At 60.1% G+C, this 19,022-nt stretch carries 24 protein-coding genes and 3 pseudogenes; 13 read left to right on the top strand and 14 right to left on the bottom strand.

Features of this window, described 5'->3' with window-relative positions; genetic code table 11:
• Nucleotides 1-43: 43 nt before the first annotated feature.
• The 5 genes from GKZ67_RS05505 to GKZ67_RS23075 are packed head-to-tail and all read right to left on the bottom strand — an operon-like array spanning nucleotide 44 to nucleotide 3,129.
• Nucleotides 44-739 (bottom strand): ATP-binding cassette domain-containing protein, encoded by a 696-nt coding sequence (locus GKZ67_RS05505; RefSeq protein WP_173241478.1) that lies wholly within the window; start codon nucleotides 737-739, stop codon nucleotides 44-46.
• Nucleotides 726-1,361: a hypothetical protein gene (locus GKZ67_RS05500; protein WP_173241477.1), complete on the bottom strand. Its 636-nt coding sequence runs from the start codon at nucleotides 1,359-1,361 to the stop codon at nucleotides 726-728. The genes GKZ67_RS05505 and GKZ67_RS05500 overlap by 14 nt, the downstream gene beginning before the upstream one ends.
• Nucleotides 1,362-1,378: 17 nt before the next feature.
• Nucleotides 1,379-1,735: a hypothetical protein gene (locus GKZ67_RS05495; RefSeq protein WP_173241476.1), complete on the bottom strand. Its 357-nt coding sequence runs from the start codon at nucleotides 1,733-1,735 to the stop codon at nucleotides 1,379-1,381.
• 6 nt (nucleotides 1,736-1,741) lie between these two features.
• Nucleotides 1,742-2,977, bottom strand: a complete 1,236-nt coding sequence (locus GKZ67_RS05490; RefSeq protein WP_254245079.1) for a saccharopine dehydrogenase C-terminal domain-containing protein — start codon at nucleotides 2,975-2,977, stop codon at nucleotides 1,742-1,744.
• Nucleotides 2,899-3,129 carry a hypothetical protein gene (locus GKZ67_RS23075; protein ID WP_254245078.1) on the bottom strand — a complete coding sequence of 77 codons (231 nt, stop codon included), beginning with the start codon at nucleotides 3,127-3,129 and terminating at the stop codon, nucleotides 2,899-2,901. Before GKZ67_RS23075 ends, GKZ67_RS05490 begins: the two co-directional genes overlap by 79 nt.
• A gap of 110 nt (nucleotides 3,130-3,239) precedes the next feature.
• Here GKZ67_RS23075 and GKZ67_RS05485 point away from each other — a divergent pair, with 110 nt between their 5' ends.
• The gene (locus GKZ67_RS05485) at nucleotides 3,240-3,767 is read left to right on the top strand and encodes a cytidine deaminase (protein WP_173241475.1); all 528 of its coding nucleotides are present in this window, start codon (nucleotides 3,240-3,242) and stop codon (nucleotides 3,765-3,767) included.
• A gap of 103 nt (nucleotides 3,768-3,870) precedes the next feature.
• Entirely contained in the window at nucleotides 3,871-4,251 is a 381-nt protein-coding gene (locus GKZ67_RS05480; RefSeq protein WP_173241474.1) for a DUF423 domain-containing protein, read from the top strand.
• 81 nt (nucleotides 4,252-4,332) lie between these two features.
• On the opposite strand, the gene GKZ67_RS05475 is transcribed toward GKZ67_RS05480, so the two are convergent.
• From GKZ67_RS05475 to GKZ67_RS05455, 5 genes are all read right to left on the bottom strand, one after another.
• Nucleotides 4,333-4,764, bottom strand: a complete 432-nt coding sequence (locus GKZ67_RS05475; protein ID WP_173241473.1) for a DUF1573 domain-containing protein — start codon at nucleotides 4,762-4,764, stop codon at nucleotides 4,333-4,335.
• Nucleotides 4,765-4,895: 131 nt separating this feature from the next.
• On the bottom strand, nucleotides 4,896-5,555 hold the full coding sequence (locus GKZ67_RS05470; protein WP_173241472.1) for a hypothetical protein: 660 nt from the start codon (nucleotides 5,553-5,555) through the stop codon (nucleotides 4,896-4,898).
• 93 nt (nucleotides 5,556-5,648) lie between these two features.
• A complete protein-coding gene (locus GKZ67_RS05465; protein ID WP_173241471.1) occupies nucleotides 5,649-7,085 on the bottom strand; it encodes an ATP-dependent RecD-like DNA helicase in 1,437 nt (478 codons plus the stop codon).
• Nucleotides 7,072-7,461 (bottom strand): four helix bundle protein, encoded by a 390-nt coding sequence (locus tag GKZ67_RS05460; protein WP_173241470.1) that lies wholly within the window; start codon nucleotides 7,459-7,461, stop codon nucleotides 7,072-7,074. Before GKZ67_RS05460 ends, GKZ67_RS05465 begins: the two co-directional genes overlap by 14 nt.
• A gap of 105 nt (nucleotides 7,462-7,566) precedes the next feature.
• Nucleotides 7,567-8,004, bottom strand: a complete 438-nt coding sequence (locus tag GKZ67_RS05455) for a PaaI family thioesterase (RefSeq protein WP_173241469.1) — start codon at nucleotides 8,002-8,004, stop codon at nucleotides 7,567-7,569.
• Nucleotides 8,005-8,138: 134 nt separating this feature from the next.
• Here GKZ67_RS05455 and GKZ67_RS05450 point away from each other — a divergent pair, with 134 nt between their 5' ends.
• From GKZ67_RS05450 to coaD, 3 genes and pseudogenes are all read left to right on the top strand, one after another.
• Entirely contained in the window at nucleotides 8,139-8,645 is a 507-nt protein-coding gene (locus GKZ67_RS05450; protein ID WP_173241468.1) for an NUDIX domain-containing protein, read from the top strand.
• A gap of 42 nt (nucleotides 8,646-8,687) precedes the next feature.
• Nucleotides 8,688-9,563, top strand: coding sequence for a DUF3822 family protein (locus GKZ67_RS05445; protein ID WP_173241467.1), 876 nt, complete (start codon nucleotides 8,688-8,690; stop codon nucleotides 9,561-9,563).
• 89 nt (nucleotides 9,564-9,652) lie between these two features.
• Nucleotides 9,653-10,116 (top strand): annotated as a pseudogene (coaD, locus tag GKZ67_RS05440) (pantetheine-phosphate adenylyltransferase).
• Between the two features lie 82 nt (nucleotides 10,117-10,198).
• Here coaD and GKZ67_RS05435 read toward each other — a convergent pair.
• A complete protein-coding gene (locus GKZ67_RS05435; RefSeq protein ID WP_173241466.1) occupies nucleotides 10,199-10,633 on the bottom strand; it encodes a hypothetical protein in 435 nt (144 codons plus the stop codon).
• A 266-nt stretch (nucleotides 10,634-10,899) separates the two neighbouring features.
• Between GKZ67_RS05435 and GKZ67_RS05430 the strand changes: the two genes are divergently transcribed.
• The 3 genes from GKZ67_RS05430 (at nucleotide 10,900) to GKZ67_RS05420 (ending at nucleotide 13,398) form a co-directional block, all read left to right on the top strand.
• A complete protein-coding gene (locus tag GKZ67_RS05430) occupies nucleotides 10,900-12,522 on the top strand; it encodes an ABC-F family ATP-binding cassette domain-containing protein (protein ID WP_173241465.1) in 1,623 nt (540 codons plus the stop codon).
• Between the two features lie 91 nt (nucleotides 12,523-12,613).
• Nucleotides 12,614-12,982, top strand: coding sequence for a hypothetical protein (locus GKZ67_RS05425; protein ID WP_173241464.1), 369 nt, complete (start codon nucleotides 12,614-12,616; stop codon nucleotides 12,980-12,982).
• Entirely contained in the window at nucleotides 12,934-13,398 is a 465-nt protein-coding gene (locus GKZ67_RS05420; protein ID WP_173241463.1) for an outer membrane protein, read from the top strand. Before GKZ67_RS05425 ends, GKZ67_RS05420 begins: the two co-directional genes overlap by 49 nt.
• Nucleotides 13,399-13,480: 82 nt before the next feature.
• Here GKZ67_RS05420 and GKZ67_RS05415 read toward each other — a convergent pair whose 3' ends face one another.
• On the bottom strand, nucleotides 13,481-13,651 hold the full coding sequence (locus GKZ67_RS05415) for a lmo0937 family membrane protein (RefSeq protein WP_173241462.1): 171 nt from the start codon (nucleotides 13,649-13,651) through the stop codon (nucleotides 13,481-13,483).
• Nucleotides 13,652-13,852: 201 nt separating this feature from the next.
• On the opposite strand from GKZ67_RS05415, the gene GKZ67_RS05410 reads away from it, so the two are divergent.
• Nucleotides 13,853-14,740: a 3-hydroxyacyl-CoA dehydrogenase family protein gene (locus tag GKZ67_RS05410; protein WP_173241461.1), complete on the top strand. Its 888-nt coding sequence runs from the start codon at nucleotides 13,853-13,855 to the stop codon at nucleotides 14,738-14,740.
• Nucleotides 14,741-14,944: 204 nt separating this feature from the next.
• A pseudogene (gene msrA, locus GKZ67_RS05405) lies at nucleotides 14,945-15,483 on the top strand (peptide-methionine (S)-S-oxide reductase MsrA).
• 25 nt (nucleotides 15,484-15,508) lie between these two features.
• On the opposite strand, the gene GKZ67_RS05400 reads toward msrA, so the two are convergent.
• Together GKZ67_RS05400 and GKZ67_RS05395 are read right to left on the bottom strand one after the other, a co-directional pair.
• Nucleotides 15,509-16,339 (bottom strand): IS5 family transposase, encoded by an 831-nt coding sequence (locus GKZ67_RS05400; RefSeq protein ID WP_410505028.1) that lies wholly within the window; start codon nucleotides 16,337-16,339, stop codon nucleotides 15,509-15,511.
• A 386-nt stretch (nucleotides 16,340-16,725) separates the two neighbouring features.
• A pseudogene (locus GKZ67_RS05395) lies at nucleotides 16,726-17,585 on the bottom strand (2,3,4,5-tetrahydropyridine-2,6-dicarboxylate N-succinyltransferase).
• 135 nt (nucleotides 17,586-17,720) lie between these two features.
• Between GKZ67_RS05395 and GKZ67_RS05390 the strand changes: the two are divergent.
• Genes GKZ67_RS05390 through GKZ67_RS05380 form a run of 3 tightly spaced genes read left to right on the top strand, consistent with a single transcriptional unit; the run spans nucleotide 17,721 to nucleotide 18,912 of the window.
• Nucleotides 17,721-17,966, top strand: a complete 246-nt coding sequence (locus GKZ67_RS05390) for a hypothetical protein (protein WP_173241460.1) — start codon at nucleotides 17,721-17,723, stop codon at nucleotides 17,964-17,966.
• Nucleotides 17,960-18,133 (top strand): hypothetical protein, encoded by a 174-nt coding sequence (locus GKZ67_RS05385; protein WP_173241459.1) that lies wholly within the window; start codon nucleotides 17,960-17,962, stop codon nucleotides 18,131-18,133. The genes GKZ67_RS05390 and GKZ67_RS05385 overlap by 7 nt, the downstream gene beginning before the upstream one ends.
• Entirely contained in the window at nucleotides 18,109-18,912 is an 804-nt protein-coding gene (locus GKZ67_RS05380) for a hypothetical protein (protein ID WP_173241458.1), read from the top strand. The genes GKZ67_RS05385 and GKZ67_RS05380 overlap by 25 nt, the downstream gene beginning before the upstream one ends.
• Nucleotides 18,913-19,022: the final 110 nt, after the last annotated feature.

Below are 19,022 nucleotides of genomic sequence, written 5' to 3'. Positions count from 1 at the left end.
AATCTAATCTATTCTGGCCAAAGAAACTGCGCTCCGGCTCAGGCTAAAGCAGTTCCCGTAGCTGCCCCAGCTTTTCGCCGTGCAGGGCGGCCAGCAGGTCGGCTTCGAGGGTGCCAAACTCGGCGGCGAGGTAGTGGCGCTGCACCTGGCCGCCCACCAGCACGGTCGCCTCGTCGGCCACCTCGGTGAGCGTGCTCAGGATGTGCGAGGTGAGCAATATGCCGGTGCCCCGGTCGCGCAGGCGCCGAAGAATTTCCTTGAGCAGCAGGTTGGCTTCGAGGTCGAGGCCGTTGAAAGGCTCATCCAGAATCAGATAAGGAAAGTCCTGCACCAGCACGGCCAGCAGGGCGAGCTTTTTCTTCATGCCGGCCGAGTATTCGTCGGCGTACTGGTTGAGGGGCAGCTCCAGTAGCTGGTTCCAGCCGCGCAGGTCGGGGACGGGCCGGCCGCGGGCCTGCGCGCAAAATTCTACGTATTCGCGCCCCGTCAGGCGCGGGTAGAAGTATGGCTCGTAGGGCACCAGGCCCGTGACCTCGCGCACCAGCCGGGTTGTTTCGGTGGCGCGCACCCGCCCGGCAAAGTCTTTTTCCAGGCCGTAGAGGCAGTTGATGAGCGTGGTTTTGCCCGCGCCGTTCGCCCCCACCAACCCGTGAATAGTGCCCGGCCGCACGGCCAGGCTCACCCCGCGCAGCACCTGATGCCGGCCGTAGGCTTTGCGTAAGTCGCTAATCTCCAGCATCCGGTAGCGGCGATGAGTAGTGGTTGGTTTCCAGCACGGCCCGCAGCCGGCGCTGGCTTTGCCACACCAGCCCGCCGGCTATTGCCAGCAGCAGCGGCGGGTAAGCCGGGTGCCAGGCCCCGAGCAGGCTCACGGCCAGCACCAGCCCCTGCGTGGTGCGAATATGGCTGGCGTTGGGGTAAAACGCATATTTACTGAGTATAAGCAGCGTGAGCAGCAGCAGCCAGAACAGCCCCACCGCCAGCGCCGCGCCCCAGCCCGCCGTTCCGGCCCCCAGCAGCGCCAGGAAGGGCGCGGCCGTGAGCGCCCCGTAGCCCAATCCCAGCGCCAGCCGCCGCCGCAAAAACTGGCGCGGGGTGCGCAGGGCCAGGGCCAGCATCGTGGGCGGCTCGGGGGTGGCGTAGCCGGCGCCCACCACCAGCAGCCAGACCAGCAGGGCCGCCACCGGCACCCCCGGCGCGGCGCGCTGCCAAGTAGCTCCACCCAGCAGCAGCGGCCACAGCCACAAGCCTTTACTGGCGCGCATACCGCCTACCCACTCAAAGGCCTCGCTGCGAAACGGACTGCGCCAGCGGTGCCGCGTGGCGTCGTCGGCGCGCCCGGGCGGAACCCAGGCCACCAACGGCGCCAGCCCCAGCGTCAGTGCGGCCGGCCCCCGGCCCGCCGGGCCAGCAGCCCCAGCACGACAAACATAGATAAAATACCATATTCTACCGCCAGCCAGCGCCGGCAGTCGGGCGCCGCGATGGCCAGAAACCGGGCATCGGCCCGCCGCCGGTGCGCCCCCAGAATGCTGGCCGCCGTGAGCAGCGGCACCAGCCAGCGCCCCACCGGGTGGCCGCCCAGGGTAACCAGCGCCTGGAGCAGGCCCAGCCCCAGCAGCGGCCCCACCAGCACCAGCCGCAGCCAGCCGATTTCGCGCAGCAGCCGGCCCAACAGGCGCAGCCGCAGCCCCAGGTAAGCGTGCAGCGCCAAGCCTCCAGCTACGGGTTCCATACGGCGCTACGCGGGAAATGGCTCCACCAGCGTTTCCTCCTCCGTGAAAGCAATGCCGTAGTCGGTCGCCAGCTCGTCCAGAATGGGCTCGTAAAGGTCAGCAGTGGTCGGAATAACGACGCCCCGGCCCGCAACTTCGCCCCGTGCCAGGCGGCGCACGGCCATGCCCAGGGGCAGGCCCACGGTTTTGGCCATCGCGGTGTGCAGGGCATCGTCGCCCAGCACCACCAGCGAGGACGTAAGCCGCTTGCTTTCAGCCCCCAGCTCAAAGTCAAACCGGTGCTGCATCACTATCATGTCGCGGTCGTGGGGCTCCAGCTGCCATTTCTCGGCCAGCAGGTGTTCCAGCAGCTGCGCGGGCGTGGCATTGGCGCGGCCCACGGGCTTTTGCTCGAAAATACCCAGCCAGACCAGGCGCTCCAGCTCGGGGCCGTGAGGGTCCAGGCCCAGGTAATCGGCGGTGAGCGCGGCCAGCGACTGCCCGGCGGCGGGCCACTGCGGCAGGTAGCCGGCCACCACGTCGTGCCAGGTGCGGGTGGCCGCGTTGTCGAGGCGCACGCCGTCGTCGGTAAGGCCCAGGCGCACCAGCGCGTGCCAGGCGGCGCAGTAGCCCAGCCGCCGCAGCGTGCCGCGCCGGATGCTTGGGATGCCGTCGAGCCCGTATGGCGCGCGGTAGCTGAGCGAGTCGCGGTTGGCATAGCCCTCAAACGTGCCGTGGCCGGGCACGTGAATTTCCTCGGTGCGGGCAAAAAGCTGCTGGTACGGAATGACCCGCAGGTGGTTATCCTGCCAGTACTTGGCCGTGCTTTGGCCGGCCAGCACCACGTTGCGCGGGTTCCAGGTAAACTTGTAGCGCCAGGGGTTGTCGCCCTCCGAGGCGGGGTCGAGCAGCCCGCCGCAGTACGAGGTAAAGGCCGTCAGGCGCCCGCCCTGCGCCCGAATGTGGGCGATGGCCCGCATGGCCGACATATGGTCGAGGCCGGGGTCAAGGCCGCTTTCCATCAGAAAAACCAAACCGGCCGCTGCCGCCGCCGCGTGCAGGGCCTGCACTTCAGGGCTCACGTAGCTGGCCGTGGCCAGGTGGCGGCCAAAATCGAGGCAGGCCTGCGCCACTACCGGGTGCAGAAACGCCGGCAGCATCGAGATAACTACGTCGGCCTCGGCTACCAGCTCGCGCAGCTGCGCCACGTTTTGCGCGTCGCAAGGCACGGCGCGGGCGTACTGCGAGTGCGCGGCCAGCACGGGGCCAGGTGGGCCGGCTGGGCATCGGCCACGGTCAGAAACCAGCGCTCGGCCGGGGCGTGGCGCAGAATATAGGTAATAAGCGATGAAGCCGAGCGGCCGGCCCGAGCAAGAGCAAACGGGTGGGTGGGGTCATGGCGGCAAAAGTACACCGGCCAGGGAAGGCAACGTTTGGCAGCCAGCCCTGGCCGGGCTTTTCACAGCAACTCCAAAATGCCGGATTACTCCCTTTCTTTGTCGCCCCATTTTCAACCCCGCCGCCATGGCTGCCTCCTCCTCTATCGAAGCTCCCTCTACGCTACGCCAGCTTACCCTACGCTACCACGAGCTGACCACCCCCGACCAGCTGACGCCCACCGAGCGCCAGGTATGGGACGCCGCCCGCGCCGCCACGGCCCATTCCTATGCCCCGTACTCGCACTTCCATGTAGGGGCCGCCCTGCTCTTGGCCGATGGCCGCCTCGTGCAGGGAACCAACCAGGAAAATGCGGCGTATCCTTCTGGCCTGTGCGCCGAGCGCACGGCTTTGTTTGGGCTGGCGGGGAGCCGGCCCAGCCCCCCGCCGCTCATTGTGGGCATGTCGGTAGCGGGCCGGCCGGCCACCGGCGATTTCGGCGCCGCCCTGCCCTGCGGGGCCTGCCGCCAGGTGATGCTCGAATACGAGATGCGGCAGGGCCAGCCCATCTGGCTGCTGCTGCCCAGCACTACCGGCACCGTGCTGCGCTTCGAGCGCCTGGTCGATTTGCTACCATTCCATTTTTCTTCGGATGACCTGCCGGTCAGAGCTTAGCGCAAACGCCTTAACTAGCTGGGTCTGGCTAAAGAACGTGCTGCTTCCCGGCGTTCAGCACTGATGTACTTTAAACCAGGTTTTCTTTTTTCCCTTCTCTACTATGTCTCCCCGTCTTATTCTTCAGCTAGCGGCGCTACTCGGCGCCCTCACCGTGGCTATCGGGGCCTTCGGGGCACACGGCCTGCGGCCTATGCTAGAGGCCAATGGCCGCCTCGACACCTTCGAAACGGCCGTGCGCTACCAGTTTTACCACGTGCTGGCGCTGCTGGCGGTGGGCGTGCTGGCCGTGGCCCGGCCCGAGCTGCGCGACCCGCTCGACACCACGGCGGCGCTGTGGCTGGGTGGCATCCTCATTTTCAGCGGGGCGCTCTACGCTATCTGCTTCACGGGCATCACCAGGTTTGGGGCGGTAGCCCCGCTGGGCGGCCTGCTGCTGATTGCCGGCTGGATTCGCCTGCTGCTGGCCGTAAGTAAATTATAAATTTACTATATAGAGCACATAAAAAATACCCCGACCGTAACAGCCGGGGTATTTTTTATGTGGCTTGCACCCAGCGGCGGCTTACTTGCTCGAAGCCGTGGCAGCTTCTTTCACCTCGCCTACCAGCGAAACGGTGGTGCTGCCACCGGCCGAGTTCGAGTCGATAGTCAGCACTTTGGTTTGCATGCCCATCTTGCCAGCCGAGTTGAACTTGGCTGAGATGGTACCGGTTTTGCCGGGCTGCACGGGCTCCTTGGTCCACGAAGGCGTGGTGCAGCCGCAGCTTACGCCGATGTTGGAAATTACGAGCGGCTGGGTGCCGGTGTTCTTGAATTTAAATACGTGGTCGACCACGTCGCCCTGTTTGATGGTACCGAAGTCGTACTTCACCTCCATAAACTCAATCTGGGGGCCAGCCGGCTTGGCGGTGGCTTTGGCAGGCTTGGCAGCCTGGGCGTGGGCAGCAGTGCCCGCAAACGTGAGGCCCAGGGCCAGCAGCAGCATCTTCGTCATGACAGGGTAAAAGTTAAAAAGGGTTGTTGAGAGTAAACAAATTTAAGCGATAAGTTGGCCTTGGCAAATCTACGGCCAAACTAGCGCCGCTAGCTGGAGGCCCGGTGAAGCTACCCCCACAAACCTCCGGGCTAGCTTTTGAATTCCTTAGAATACGGAAATTGCCGCGAAGCCTTCCGCATAATCACCGTAATAATGCTGCCGGTATCGGAGCCCAGGCCACGCCCGAGGCTTTTGTCGTATTTCCACAGCAGCTCGCCCGTTTTCCCATCATGGATATTGATGCTGAGCTTGCCGGTATTGGTCGAGCCGCTGAAACCCACCACCATGGTCATGGCGATAGCCGCGCCGTTGGAGAAGGGCTGCGAGCTTTCAAACGTACCCGAGATAATTCCATCAACCCCCAGCAGCTGGGCTAGCTCTTCCATCGTCATGGTCGGCAGCTTTTCGGCCGTAATGTTATTTTTAGCCAGCAAGGCATTGGTTTTGGCGATATCCTGCACGTCTACCGATATGTCCTTGTCCTGCTTTTGCTTCAGGAAATAGGATTGCAGCGCGCTTTGGACATTCAGTCCTTCGCGCTGCTCCAGCTGGTGCACTCCTTCGGCTCCGCCATTTTTGGCCACTTCATTAGGCCGCAGCGACAAGGTGGCCTTAAAAGGCAGGATGGCTAATACTTTGTGGTCTTTGGCCAGCTCTTTAAACTTGGGACTGGTATAAATCTCACGGGTTTGAGCCGATGCCGCGCCCGCCGTAAGCAGCAGCGCGAAAACTAATAAAAGGTGCTTCATAAAAGTCGCAGAAAAAAGAATGGAATGAAAAGTGAAAGTGCGGCTCGAAAGTACGTGCTCCAGCCGCAATAACTCTACTTCCCAATCACTTATTTATTCAAGTGCCTCAACCTCGCCTTCGGACAGCAGTCGCCGCTGAAAATTGAGCAGAAACAGCCGCTCCGACGCCCGCGTGATGGCCGTGTAAAGCCAGCGCGCAAACTCGCCGCCCACCGGCTCGTCGGGCTTAAGAAAGCCGTGGTCGACAAACACGGCCTGCCACTGGCCGCCCTGGGCCTTGTGGCAGGTGAGAGCGTAGGCAAATTTTATCTGCAAGGCGTTGAGGTACGGGTCTTTGCGCATCTCAGCATTGCGCTCGCTCTTTTTGGTAAGGTGGGCGTAGTCGGCCAGAATCTCCTGGTAAAGCTTCTCGTTCTGGTCGCGCGGCAGCGAGGGGCTTTCGGTATGCAGCGTGTCGAGCAGCAGTTTGACTTCCATCTCGGGCTCGTCGGGGTAGTCGACCAGCCGCACCCGCGCCTGGGCAAAGCGGCAGCCAAACATTTCTTCGCGCCGAACTATCTTCTTGATTTCCAAAAAGTCGCCGTTCGCCAGAAAGCCAATTTCCGACTCCTTGGGCAGCCAGAAATAGTTGTTGCGCACCACCATGATGTAGTCGCCGGCCTCAATCTCCTCCTCCGCCTCAAACAGCGTGCGTCGAATGAGCTGATTATACTGATTGGCGTTGCGATTGGAGCGGCAAATGATAGTCGTGTTCTCGTGCCCGAAGTTGCGGTAGGCCCAGCGCAGGCCGTCTTCCAGCTTGTCGCCGCCCATCTTGAACATGTCCTTGAAGCCCTTGGTATGCAGCTGAATGTTAGGCGCTTCCTGACGCAGCTCCTCACGCAGCTCGGTGGCGTTTACCAGAATGCCGGATGCCTCGGCCTGGCGCATTACCTGACGCAGCTCCACGCCATCGACGCGGGCGCGGAAGCGGTGGGCCAGCAGCTCGGGGTCGAGGGCCGGGCTTAGCAGCTGGCCCACCGGCGGCAGCTGCGCCGTATCGCCGATGAGCAGCAGCCGGTTAGTCGATTTCTCAAACACGAAGCCCATGAGGTCATCGAGCAAGCCATTCTCACCGAAGGCTTTCTCGTCCGAAATCATGGAGGCCTCATCCACGATAAAGAGCGTCTCTTCCTGGCGGTTGGGCTGGCGCTGAAAGCTGAGGCGCTCGCTGGGCGAGCCGCTGGTTTGCCGGTATATTTTCTTGTGAATGGTACTGGCCGGCACACCCGCGTAGGCGCTCATCACCTTGGCGGCGCGGCCGGTGGGCGCCATCAGGGCATAGCGGCGCTGCATGCGGCCCAGCCACTGCACCAGGGCGCTCACCACGGTGGTTTTGCCGGTGCCGGCGTAGCCGCGCAGCACGAACACCTTACGCCCCGGCAGCTGGTCGCGCAAAAACTCGTCGAGCTGCACGAATAACTCGGCCTGGTCGTCGGTCGGCTCAAATGGGAAATAGTCGCGAACGGACGGATATCTAGTAGTGAGCAATGAACAGGGAGCAATGAACAGTTAAAAAATCAGGCGCGGCGCTGGTGCGCAGAATTGCGCACAAAATGCGACATAGCTCTTGGCAGTCTTGATGTAATGATTCAAAAAGCCTAGAGTCCAAGTATCCGGCGGCGTAAAGCAATCGCAACCAATAACTGGTTTCGCGAGCCTCTTTGTAAGCAATGGAAATCTTACTTGTAAAATCGGCTTTTGATATTGCGCCAGTGGCTTCTTCCGAATTTGCTCCGATGGATGTACCAGACCTTACGAGCTGCTTAGAGACAATATACTCTTTTTCCGTCACCTGCAAATGTCGATGCAGCTTCATAATGCGAACCGCAAAGTCAAAAGACTTTTTCAACAAAGGTCTATCCATAAAAATTGCTCACTGTTCACTAGTAGCTTGAGCTTGTGGCGGCTACACGCAAGCCGACGTCGAATAAAAACTGCTCACTGTTCACTACTAACTGCTCACTGTCTACTAACTGCTCACTGTTTCTATCACCGCCATCGTGGCTGAGGCTTTGGCAATCAGCACGTCATCGCACCACACTTCGGCCTCGCAAAAGTGCAGGCGCCGGCCAGCTTTCAACACCCAGCCGATGGCTTTGATGTGCTGGCCCACGCCGGGGTGCAGGTAGCTCACTTTCAGGTCGGACGTAACCACGCCGACGCCTTCGGGCACGAGCGTAATGGAGGCGAAGCCGGCCGCCAGGTCGGCCATCGTAGCTACTAGGCCCCCGTGGGCAAAGCCGCGCTGCTGCTGGTGCTGCTGGCCCAGCGCCAGCTCAGCCTCGACGCGGCCGGGCTCGATGCGGGTGAGGTCGGCCCCGATGAGGTGCATAAAGTACTGGCGCTTCAGCTTTTCGCGGATGCGGGTTGCGAGGTCGGTAACGGAAGTAGATTCAACTGGCTGCATAAGTAGCCCAAAGATACCGGCCTGGCCCGCGTACCGGCATTTAGGCGGCAGTTGGGCAAGCACGGCAAATAGTGATACCCCTACGCAGTAAGTTTGCGTAAAGGCAGCCGGCTATCCGGGTTTTCCTATTCTTTATGTCTGGCACTGCTATTCAAAATAACAGCTCATTACTAACTCCTTACAGTGGCCTGGTGCGGGTGCGGGTAGGCGGCCTGCTGGTTCGCAACGGCGCCATCCTGCTGGCAGCCCACCGGGGTCTGTTGCCCAATAACGCCCCCTTCTGGTCGCCGCCAGGCGGGGGCTGGGCCTTTGGCGAAAGTTTAAAAGAAGCGTTGCAGCGCGAATTTCTGGAAGAAACCGGCTTGCGGGTACGGGTAAACCGGCAGCTGCACCTGCACGAGTTCCGGCGCGATGAGCTGCAAGCCCTGGAAATTTTCTTTGAGGTACTTGCCGAAGACCCCAGTGCCACGCCGCAGCTGGGCCACGACCCCGAGCACGCCCCCGGCCAGCAGCTGCTCAGTGAGCTGGCCTGGCTTACTCCGCGCCAGCTGCTGGCGCTGCCGCTGCTGCAGATACATCCGGTGCTGCGGGGCCTGCTCAGCACCGACGACGTTTTTGTGCCGCAGGTACTGCTGAGCTAACTTCCCCGCCGGCAACCAGCACGCAGGCCCTAATTTTACTCCGTGCCTGCCTCTCCTCTCCTGCCCGCTCCCGAAACGCTGCGCCTGCGCGACGACACCTTCGACCCAACCAACCCGACGGCTTACCAGTTGTATGCGCTGGCAGGCCCTGGCCGCCTGCGCGTGGCGGCGCTCGACATTGCCCGCCAGAAGGTAGTAGCTTTCGACGACCTGGCCCTTTCCTCGCTGGCTGAGCTGCCCGCCGTGGCTGCCGACCACGAATTGCTCAGCCAACCCGGCTGGGCCCGCCTGCGGCTGGCCCTGGCCGGGCGGGGCTGCTCGCTGCTGCCAGCTCCCCTCTACCGGCCCGGCGATGAGGCGGCCTACCTGGGCCTGCACTACGAGCTGGCTGCTACCGAGGAGGCCTTGGCCTACGTGCTGCACCTGCCGGCCCCGGCTACCGATATGGTGAGCTTATTTGCCGCCCCCACGCAGCTGGTAGCCTGGCTGCAGCAGGTACACGGCCCTGGCGCCCGCCTCCTGCCCCTGGCCAGCGCCCTGCTCGGGGGGCTGCTGCACCAGCGCGGACCGGGCCCCGCCCCGCGCCAGCTTTACCTGAGCCTGGGCGACCAGGAGCTAACGGCCATTGTGCTCGGCAGCCAGCTGGAATTCTGCAACTCCTTTGCCGTCAGCACCGCCGAGGATGTGGTGTATTTTACCATCCTCGTTATGCAGGAGCTGGGCCTCAACCCCGACCAGGATGCCGTCACTATCTGGGGTGAGCTGACCAGCGACTCGGCTACGTTTACCCTGCTCAGCACCTACCTGCGCAATCTGCGCTTTGGCACCCGCCCCTTCGGGCTGCAGTATTTTTATTATTTGAATGAAATTGCGGAGTACCGCCACTTCGACTTATTCAGCCTTGCCTTTTGTGAATGATTAAGCTCAGACATACATTAAATATATCATATGTTTAATGTATGCAAACACCGCCTCAAATCCATTAGCTCTTTCCGCGCTACGTTTACATGAAAAGAATCGCGCTGTTTCCCGGCTCCTTCGACCCGTTTACCAATGGTCATCTCGATGTGGTGCGGCGCGGCGTGGGGCTGTTTGATGAGCTGATTATTGCCATTGGCACCAACAGCAGCAAGCAGCGCTACCTGCCCGCCGACTGGCTGATAGCGCAGCTGCAAACGCTGTTTCAGCACGAGCCGCGCGTGTTGGTGCGTAGCTACCGGGCCTGACCACCGACTTTGCCCGCGAAACCGGGGCCCGCTACCTGCTGCGCGGCCTGCGCAACACGCTCGACTTCGAGTACGAAAATGCCATTGCGCAAGCCAACCGCCAGCTCAACCCCGAGCTGGAAACGGTGTTCCTCATTACCTCGCCGCTGCTGGCGGCCGTCAGCAGCACCATTATTCGCGAAATTCACCGCTTCGGCGGCGATGTAGCCCCCTTTGTGCCGTTTGACCTACCAGCATTAACATAGATTTTTTCATATAGTTAAAAGCCCCCGGCCCACCTCCGCATCTGGAGTGAGCCGGGGGCTTTTAAGCTAACCCTTTGGTTGCCTAGCGCTCCATGGCCTTCATAGGGTCGATGCGGTCGGCTTTGAAGTACTGCATGGCGATGAGCGAGGTGATGACGCCCGACATGGCCCCCATCAGCACGATGGCCAGCGCGGCCACGGTTACCGACAGGCTCAGGTTGAAATCGGAGCCAAACAGGTTTTCCACCTGCGTCATATCCAGCGAATGCGGCATTATGATGGTGAGCACAATAAAGAACAGCCCCAGAATGGCCGATGCAACCAGCCCGGTAATAATACCCGTGCCGTAGCCGCCCAGATACGGCATTTTTTCCCCATAAACGTGGCGCAGGTGCCGAATAGCCAGCACCGAGCCCATTACCAGAATCAGCACGTCGAGACTGCCGGCCTCTACGTGTGAGAAGAAGCCCAATAGCGCCGCAATGAGCGTGTAAGCGCACAGCACTGCCGCCGTCATTAGTCCGTACCGGACACCATTCTGTTCGGGGTAGGCAAAGCTTGAGCAGGAGCGGAAAGCGAAGTAGTAGCCATGAAAAAGAAGGATGAGAGGTGAGAAAAAAGGCAGTACCCGGGCCGGATGGCCCAGCTATATACAATACTGCTTTGAACCTGCGTAAGTTATGACAGAGCACGGCACAAATTGCTACTTTGGGGCGTTCTCGGGAGCAAGGGCGTGCGGCGGCGTATTTTTGCGTAGTTTTTTGGTTTCTTACTCTGGCTTAGATGATTTCCACGACCAACGTGAGCTTGCGCTACGGCAAGCGGGTACTGTTTGAAGACGTAACGGTAAAGTTTTTACCCGGCAACTGCTACGGCCTCATTGGGGCCAACGGGGCGGGTAAATCTACCTTTCTGAAAATTTTATCGGGCGAGCTGGAGCCCAATACCGGCTCGGTAGAGATGCCTGCCGGCCAACGCCTGGCGGTGCTGAAGCAGAACCAGTTTGCCTACGACGACCAGCAGGTGCTGCAAACCGTTATTCAGGGCCACCAACGCCTGTGGGCCGTTATGAGCGAAAAGGACGCGCTCTACGCCAAGGCCGACTTCAGCGACGCCGACGGCGAGCGTGCCGCCGTGCTCGAAGGCGAGTTTGCCGACCTCGAAGGCTGGAACGCGGACTACGAGGCCGCCGAGCTGCTGAGCGGCCTCGGCATTACGGAAGACAAGCACTACGCGCTGATGTCGGACCTCGGCGCTTCGGAAAAAGTGCGCGTGCTGCTGGCCCAGGCCCTTTTTGGCAACCCCGACGTGCTGCTGCTCGACGAGCCTACCAACAACCTCGACGCCGAGAGCGTACTCTGGCTCGAAAACTTCCTCGATAACTTCCAGAATACGGTGATTGTGGTAAGCCACGACCGCCACTTCCTCGATGCCGTGTGCAACTACATGGCCGACCTGGACTTTTCGAAAATCACGATGTACCCCGGCAACTACGGCTTCTGGTACGAGAGCAGCCAGCTGGCCCTGCGCCAGCGCCAGGACGTGAACAAGAAAACCGAGGACAAGCGCAAGGAGCTGGAAGAGTTTGTGCGGCGCTTCTCGGCCAATGCCTCGAAGAGCAAGCAGGCTACCAGCCGCCAGAAGCTGCTGCAAAAGCTGACCCTGGAAGAAATCAAGCCGTCATCGCGCCGCTACCCCTACATCGCCTTTAAGCCCGAGCGCGAAGCCGGCAACCAGCTGCTGACCGTGGAGGGCGTGGCCAAAAAGGTCGATGGGCAGTCGGTGCTGAAAAACGTGTCGTTCACGCTCGATAAGGGCGATAAAATTGCCATCGTGGGCCGCGACGACCGGGCTGCTTCGCTGCTGTTCGATATTTTGTTTGGCGAAGCCCGGGCCGATAAAGGCACCTATAGCTGGGGCACAACCATCACGCCGAGCTATTTTCCCAAGGAAAACAGCGCCTACTTCCAGGCCGATAATATGAACCTGGTTGACTGGCTGCGCCAGTACTCGGTAGAGAAGGACGAGAGCTTTGTGCGCGGCTGGCTGGGCCGCATGCTGTTTTCGGGCGAGGAGTCGCAGAAAAAACCCAACGTGTTGAGCGGCGGCGAAAAAGTGCGCTGCATGCTCAGCAAGATGATGCTGGAAAGCGGCAATGTGCTCGTGCTCGACGACCCCACCAACCACCTCGACCTGGAAAGTATTCAGGCCCTGAACAATGGGCTGAAGGATTTTACCGGCTCCATCATCTTTGCCTCACACGACTTGCAGTTTATTGAAACGGTGGCCAACCGCATCATCGAGCTCACGCCCGAAGGTATCATCGACCGCCGCATGAACTACGAGGAATACCTGGCCGATGAAACCCTGAAAGCTCAGCGCCAGAAAATGTACCAACTGGCTTAAAATCCAGAATTAAGCAGATGCTTTTGGGAGTTTCGTCTAGTAAACCGGGCTTCTTCATCCTTTCTTTTCGCCTCTCCGCTAATTTTCATTCATGAAACGTCTGCTTCTTCCTTTTTTGCTGGGTGCCGTAGCGCTGCTGGCACCCGGCCGCAGCCTGGCCCAGGACAAGCCGGTGCTGAATACCGCCCCTCCCGGCACTGCGCCGGCACCCGGTCAGCTCATGACCGCGCCTACCGATACCACTTCGCGGCGCCCCTACTCGCCGCGGCCTGCTTATTCACCCCCCAGCAGCATGGACCCCCAGCCCACGCCCTACAGCCCCTCGGGCCTGGAGCTGCCCGGCCGCGAGCAAGCCCGCAAGGCTGCCCAGCAGCACGCTGAACAATATACAAAATTGTTTATATACTCGGGGTGGGCCTGGGCTACAGCTCTTTATATGGATTTAGTAATTTTAATCTGAGCGTTTCCCCGGCGCTTGGCTACCGCGTAACCGACCGGCTTTCAATTGGACCGGGTATCAGCTACGCCTATAATTACTACGGTCAGAACAACGGCAATGGCACAAGCAACAGCGTGAGTACCAGCAGCTTCGGCGTGAAGGTATTTGCACAGCTCATGGTTATCGACCACTTTTTCCTACACGCCGAGTACGAGTCGACCAAGGCAGAATTCCTGGTTGTTGACCAGTACAACAATTACGTGGGCACCGTGTCGCGCCAGGTGCAGACGCCGCTGGCCGGTATTGGCTACCGCTCACAAATTAGCAGCCGGGCCGCTGCCGATATCGTGGTGCTCTACAATTTTCAGGATAACTATAATAGCATTTATCCAAACCCGGTTATTCGCTTTAACTTCCTGTTTAATATAGGCCGCTAGCCAAGCGTTTTAGCTACGACCAAAGAAAACCCCCGCTGTTAGGACAGCGGGGTTTTTTATATAGAAGCAGGAGCGCCGGTACCTATACCGGGTTACGACCGCTGATAACGCGCAACAAGATGGCAATAATAGCAATTACTAACAGAATGTGTAGCAGGTTGTTACCTGCCAAACCAGTGCCCAGCACGCCGAAAAAGCCCAGAGCCCAGATGATGATGAGGATGACGGCGATGATATACAACAGATTGCCCATGAGTGAAAAGGAAAGAATGGAAGTGAAAAGGTGTGCGTAAGCCGGGGCAGCTTACGGGGTTTGTACGGCAGGAATAGAAAAAGGATGAAGTTGTGTACAAAATTTTTGCCCAACCCGGCCAAACTTTTCGGTAGCCAGTAGCTTTGCCGGGCGGCGGTTCCCTGGCCGGCCGTTTGTTTTTACCCTTTTACTCTCCCACCCATGAACGTTGCCGTTATTGGCTCGGGCACGATGGGCAATGGCATTGCCCACGTTTTTGCCCAGCACGGTTTTGCTGTTTCTCTCATCGATATTAACCAGCCGGCCCTCGACCGGGCGCTGGGCACTATCACCAAAAATCTCGACCGCCAGGTAGCCAAGGCTACTCTTAGTGAAGACGACAAAGCGGCTACCCTGGGCCGCCTGCGCACCTTCACGAGCCTGGCCGAAGGCGTGGCGGGCGTGGAGCTGGTAGTAGAGGCCGCCACCGAAAATGTGGACCTCAAGCTCCAGATTTTTCGCGACCTCGACCAGCACGCGCCGGCCGACGCTATTCTGGCCAGCAACACGTCGTCGATTTCGATTACCAAAATCGCGGCCGTAACCAAGCGCCCGTCCCAGGTTATCGGGATGCACTTCATGAACCCGGTGCCCGTGATGAAACTGGTAGAAGTAATCAGGGGCTATGCCACGTCCGATGAGGTGACGCAGCGCGTCATGGAGTTGTCGCGCCAGCTCGGCAAAACCCCTACCGAAGTCAACGACTACCCCGGCTTCGTGGCCAACCGCATCCTGATGCCGATGATAAACGAGGCCATTATCAGCCTTTTCGAAGGCGTGGCCGGCGTGGCGGAAATCGACACGGTGATGAAGCTGGGCATGGCCCACCCGATGGGGCCGCTGCAGCTGGCCGACTTTATCGGCCTCGACGTGTGCCTGGCCATTTTGCGGGTGCTGCACGAAGGCCTCGGCAACCCCAAGTATGCCCCCTGCCCGCTGCTGGTAAACATGGTAATGGCCGGCCGCCTGGGCGTGAAGTCAGGCGAGGGCTTCTATCAGTACACGGCGGGCTCCAAAGACCTGCTAGTGGCTCCACGCTTCGCTCGGTAGCAAACATAGTATTTTCTCTATACAAAAGCTCGCCGTTAACTTTAGCGGCGGGCTTTTTACTGCGTGAGTAGTGCAGCTTGTAATGCGCCGCGCTGCGGCTGTGCCGGCTTCAAATTTGAACAACCTCAACCGCATCTGCGTTATTTCAGCACGCTGCTAGCAAAACGGCGAAATAAAACTACTCTGCGCAAATCCGCGATTTTTATGGAACAAGCAACATTTGGGGCCGGCTGCTTTTGGTGCGTCGAGGCCGTTTTTCAAAATTTGAAGGGCGTGGAGAAAGTGGTTTCCGGCTACGCCGGGGCCGCATCAAAAACCCTACCTACAAGGAGGTATGCAGCGGCCTGACCGGCCACGCCGAGGTAATTGCTATCACCTTCGACCCCGCTGTTATCAGCTATACCGAGCTGCTCGAAATTTTCTGGAAAACCCATGACCCGACGACCCTCAACCGCCAGGGCAACGACACGGGCACGCAGTACCGCTCGGTTATTTATTACCACAACGACGAGCAGAAGCAGCTCGCCGAGGAGTATAAAAAGAAGCTCAACGACGGCCACGCCTTCCCCAACCCCGTGGTAACGGAAATCACGGCCGCGCCCGAGTTTTACCCCGCTGAGAATTACCACCAGAATTATTTCAACCTGCACGGCCACGAGCCCTACTGCCAGTTTGTGGCCAAGCCCAAAGTGGACAAGGTGAAGGCGCTGTTTGGGGAAAAGCTGAAGGCTGGAGTGGCGTAAGTATGGCTTGACTTATAGAAGCTGTTTAGGAAGTAGGCGAGCGACCAATTCTGCGCAGCAGTAGCACGGTAAAGGCCAGCCAGTGAAACGCCAGCCAGGTATGCAGGCAGGTTTCAAAGCGCACGAGTAGCGTTTTGAAGCCGTCGAGCCAGGCGTTGAGTTGCTCAATAACCTGTCGGCGGCGGTAGAGTTCGGGGTCAAACAGGGTATCATCGTCGATTTGCCAGTCGGCCGAACGCCGGTTGCGCGGGATGTTGACCTCAATATCGCGGTGGGCACAGGCCTGGCGTAAGCTGTTGACATCAAAGGCTTTGTCGGCGTTCAGAAACAAGCCTTGCAGGCACAGGTCCGCCTGCTCCAACGTTTGGCAAAGCTCGCCAAAGACGGCTTCCAGCTCAAACGTATCGTGGTGCTGCCCGGCCTGGGGCGTGGCCAGGGCCAGCGGCTGGCCCTGGTTGTCGGCCAGGAACAGGGCGTTGGTGGTGCGCGCCGCTTTGCGGCCCTGGTAGCCCACGGCCACCCCGCCGTTCTTGGCCGGTGTGTGGCTGCCGTCGAGTTGCACGCTGGAGAGGTCGAGCAAGCGGCGGTGTAGGCGCAAGAGCGTCAGCCACAGCTTTTTCCAGGCCCCTTGTTTGCTCCAGGTGTGGAAATGATAGTACACCCCCTGCCAACTCAGGGGCTCGCCGCTGAATAGGGCGGCCACCGGTAGCCAGCGCCACTGACAGCCGGTTTTGAGTTTGTAGAGAATGGCGCCCACCACCTCGGCCGGAGCCACGCGCCGCCGCCGGCCCTGGCTGGGAAAGGGTAAATAGGGCAGTAGCCAGGTCACGATGATATCTTTGGAGAGGACTTCCACGGGCAGGCGTAAGAAACTTGGTTGGGTCGCACCCCAAATTTCTCTCCGCCGTGGGAGTCTTTTTTGTTTCCAGCCTACTTCCTAAACAGCTTCATAAAAAAGCTCGCTAGCTAGCGGGCTTTTTTATTTATAAGTCAAGCCGTTTAGGAAGTACACGAAAATTAGCGCGAATTCTGAGTCAGTGTACGGGTTCTGTTCTTGCGTTCGCCTCACCCCCGGCCCCCTCTCCGAAAAGGAGAGGGGGAGCCAGTCTGGCAAAAAACGTACACTGACCCAGAAGCCGCGCTAAAAAGGACGTCATGCTTCGACAAGCATAGCATGGCGTTCAAGACTGCATTTTTGACTTCCTAAACAGCTTCTGTAACTAGTGCTTGTAGTTCGATTATTTATACCGAAACCCCGAAGTCGCGCAGCGCATCATTCAAACTCGTTTTCAAATCAGTGCTCGGCTTGCGCTGGCCGATGATAAGCGCACACGGCACCTGGTACTCACCGGCCGGGAAATGCTTGGGAATGGTGCCCGGAATGACGACCGAGCGCGGCGGCACGTAGCCTTTGTATTCCTTGGGCGTGGCGCCCGTTACGTCAATGATTTTGGTGCTGCCCGTGATGGTAACGCCCGCGCCGATGACGGCTTCCTTGCCAATGCGGCAGCCTTCGACCAGGATGCAGCGTGAGCCGATAAAGGCTCCATCTTCGATGATGACGGGCGCGGCCTGCACGGGCTCCAGCACGCCGCCCAGGCCCACGCCGCCGCTCAGGTGCACATGCTTGCCTACCTGGGCGCAGGAGCCCACCGTGGCCCAGGTATCGACCATCGTGCCCTCGCCCACGTAGGCGCCGATGTTGGTGTAGCTGGGCATAAGGATAACGCCGGGGCCAGGTAAGCGCCGTAGCGGGCCACGGCAGGCGGCACCACGCGCACTTTCTGGCTGGCGTAGTCGGTTTTGAGGGCCATCTTGTCGTAATATTCGAATGGACCAACCTCCTGGGTGCTCATCTGGCGCAGCGGGAAGTAGAGGATAACCGCCTTCTTCACCCACTCATTTATCGTCCACTCGCCGCCATCCTCGGTGGGCGGCTCGGCTACCCGCAGGTGGCCTTTGTCGAGGTCTTCAATGGTATGCTCAATGGCCAGCTGGGTATCGTGCTGGTCGAGCAGGGTGCGGTCGGCCCAGGCTGCTTCAATGGCCTGTTGGGCAGCAAAGCGGTCGAGTACTGGGCTGTGGTGAATGGTGGTGTCCATGAGAAGGGGTAGATAATTGAGCACAAAACTAGCATCTTTGAGGGCAGGTCGGTTACTTGCCCGGCCGGGCTTTCTTTCGCTACGCCCCTCATGGTCGCTGCCCCTTCCTCGCCCAGGCGGTTCCTGCTTGCCTCCGTGCTCAAGCCCGTAGACGATACCCGGATGCGAGGCAAGTTTGCCCAAACCCTGCTCGCCGAGCCCCTTACCGAAGTGCACATAGCCGGCCGCGGTACCGCCGGCGACCTGCCTCAGTCGCTGGCTCAGGATTCTTCGCGGCTTCATCACCACCGCATTTTTGGGGGCTCGCGGCTGAGCCTGAACCGTCTGGCTGCCCAAGGGCGCTACTGGCGCCTGCTACGGGGCTGCGGCCCGACTTGGTAATCGTGCACGCGCCCGAGCTGCTGCCGCTTACGCTGCTGTGGCAGGCGCTGAGGCGCGGCCGGCAGTTTGCCTACGACATCCGCGAAAACTACGCCCTCAACGTAGGCACTCAACGGTATATAGCGGTTTTACAAAGCGCTTATTGGTCACCGGCCTGCGCTGGGTAGAAGGTGCGGCGGCCCGCCGGGCCGCCGCGGTTTTTCTGGCCGAGGCCAGCTACGCCGACGAGCTGCCCTTTTTAAAAAAGCTGCCTCCTGAACGCGTTTTACTGCTCGAAAACAAGTATCAGCCGGCCCCCGACGAAGTGCTGCCAACTACCCCCTGCCCCATGCCAGCCGCCGCAGAGCCGTTACGGCTGCTGTTTTCGGGCACCATATCGGAGCTGAACGGCGTGAGGGAGGCTATTGCGCTGGCCCAGGCATTGCCGCAGCACTGGCCGGCCGGGGTGGAGCTAACCATCATGGGGTTCTGTCAGCAGCCTGCTTTACTGGCCGAGCTGCGGCGGCTGGCGCAGCAATTATCAGCGCCGCCGCTTCGGCTTACGCTTATTGCGGGGGCCGAGCCGGTCCCGCACAGTCGCATTGTGGCCGCAATCGGGCAAAGCCACTTCGGGCTGCTGGCTTACCGGCCTCACCCCAGTACCGCCCGCTGCCGGCCCACCAAGCTTTTCGAGTATCTGGCCCACGGACTACCCGTGCTGGTAGCCGACAATCCCATCTGGACCAGCATAGTGCAGGCACATGGGGCAGGGCTGACAATTAATTTCAGGGACGCGCCCCGAGCGGCGGCAACCGTAGCAGCGGCGCTGTCAACGGCTGTATTTTACCCCGCCGGCATCCCGGCCGACGAAGTGCTGTGGGCAAGTGAAGGCAAAAAATTAGGGCATATGCTGAAAACCCTCGGGCCAGGCCCGACCTTTGCGGCCCTTTCGCGTAGCCCTAGTTGAGCAAGAGCTAAACAGCTGCCACCGGATTTCAAGTAAATGTATCTTACTTGCAAGTCGGTTCATGGCTGATTTTCTGAACCATCGCTCTTCCTACCCACCCCTTTCCTACC

The organism is Hymenobacter sp. BRD67 (assembly GCF_013256425.1).
Lineage (GTDB): Bacteria > Bacteroidota > Bacteroidia > Cytophagales > Hymenobacteraceae > Hymenobacter.
The sequence above is the reverse complement of the archived record's forward strand: the minus strand, read 5'-3'. Positions and strand labels throughout refer to the sequence as shown.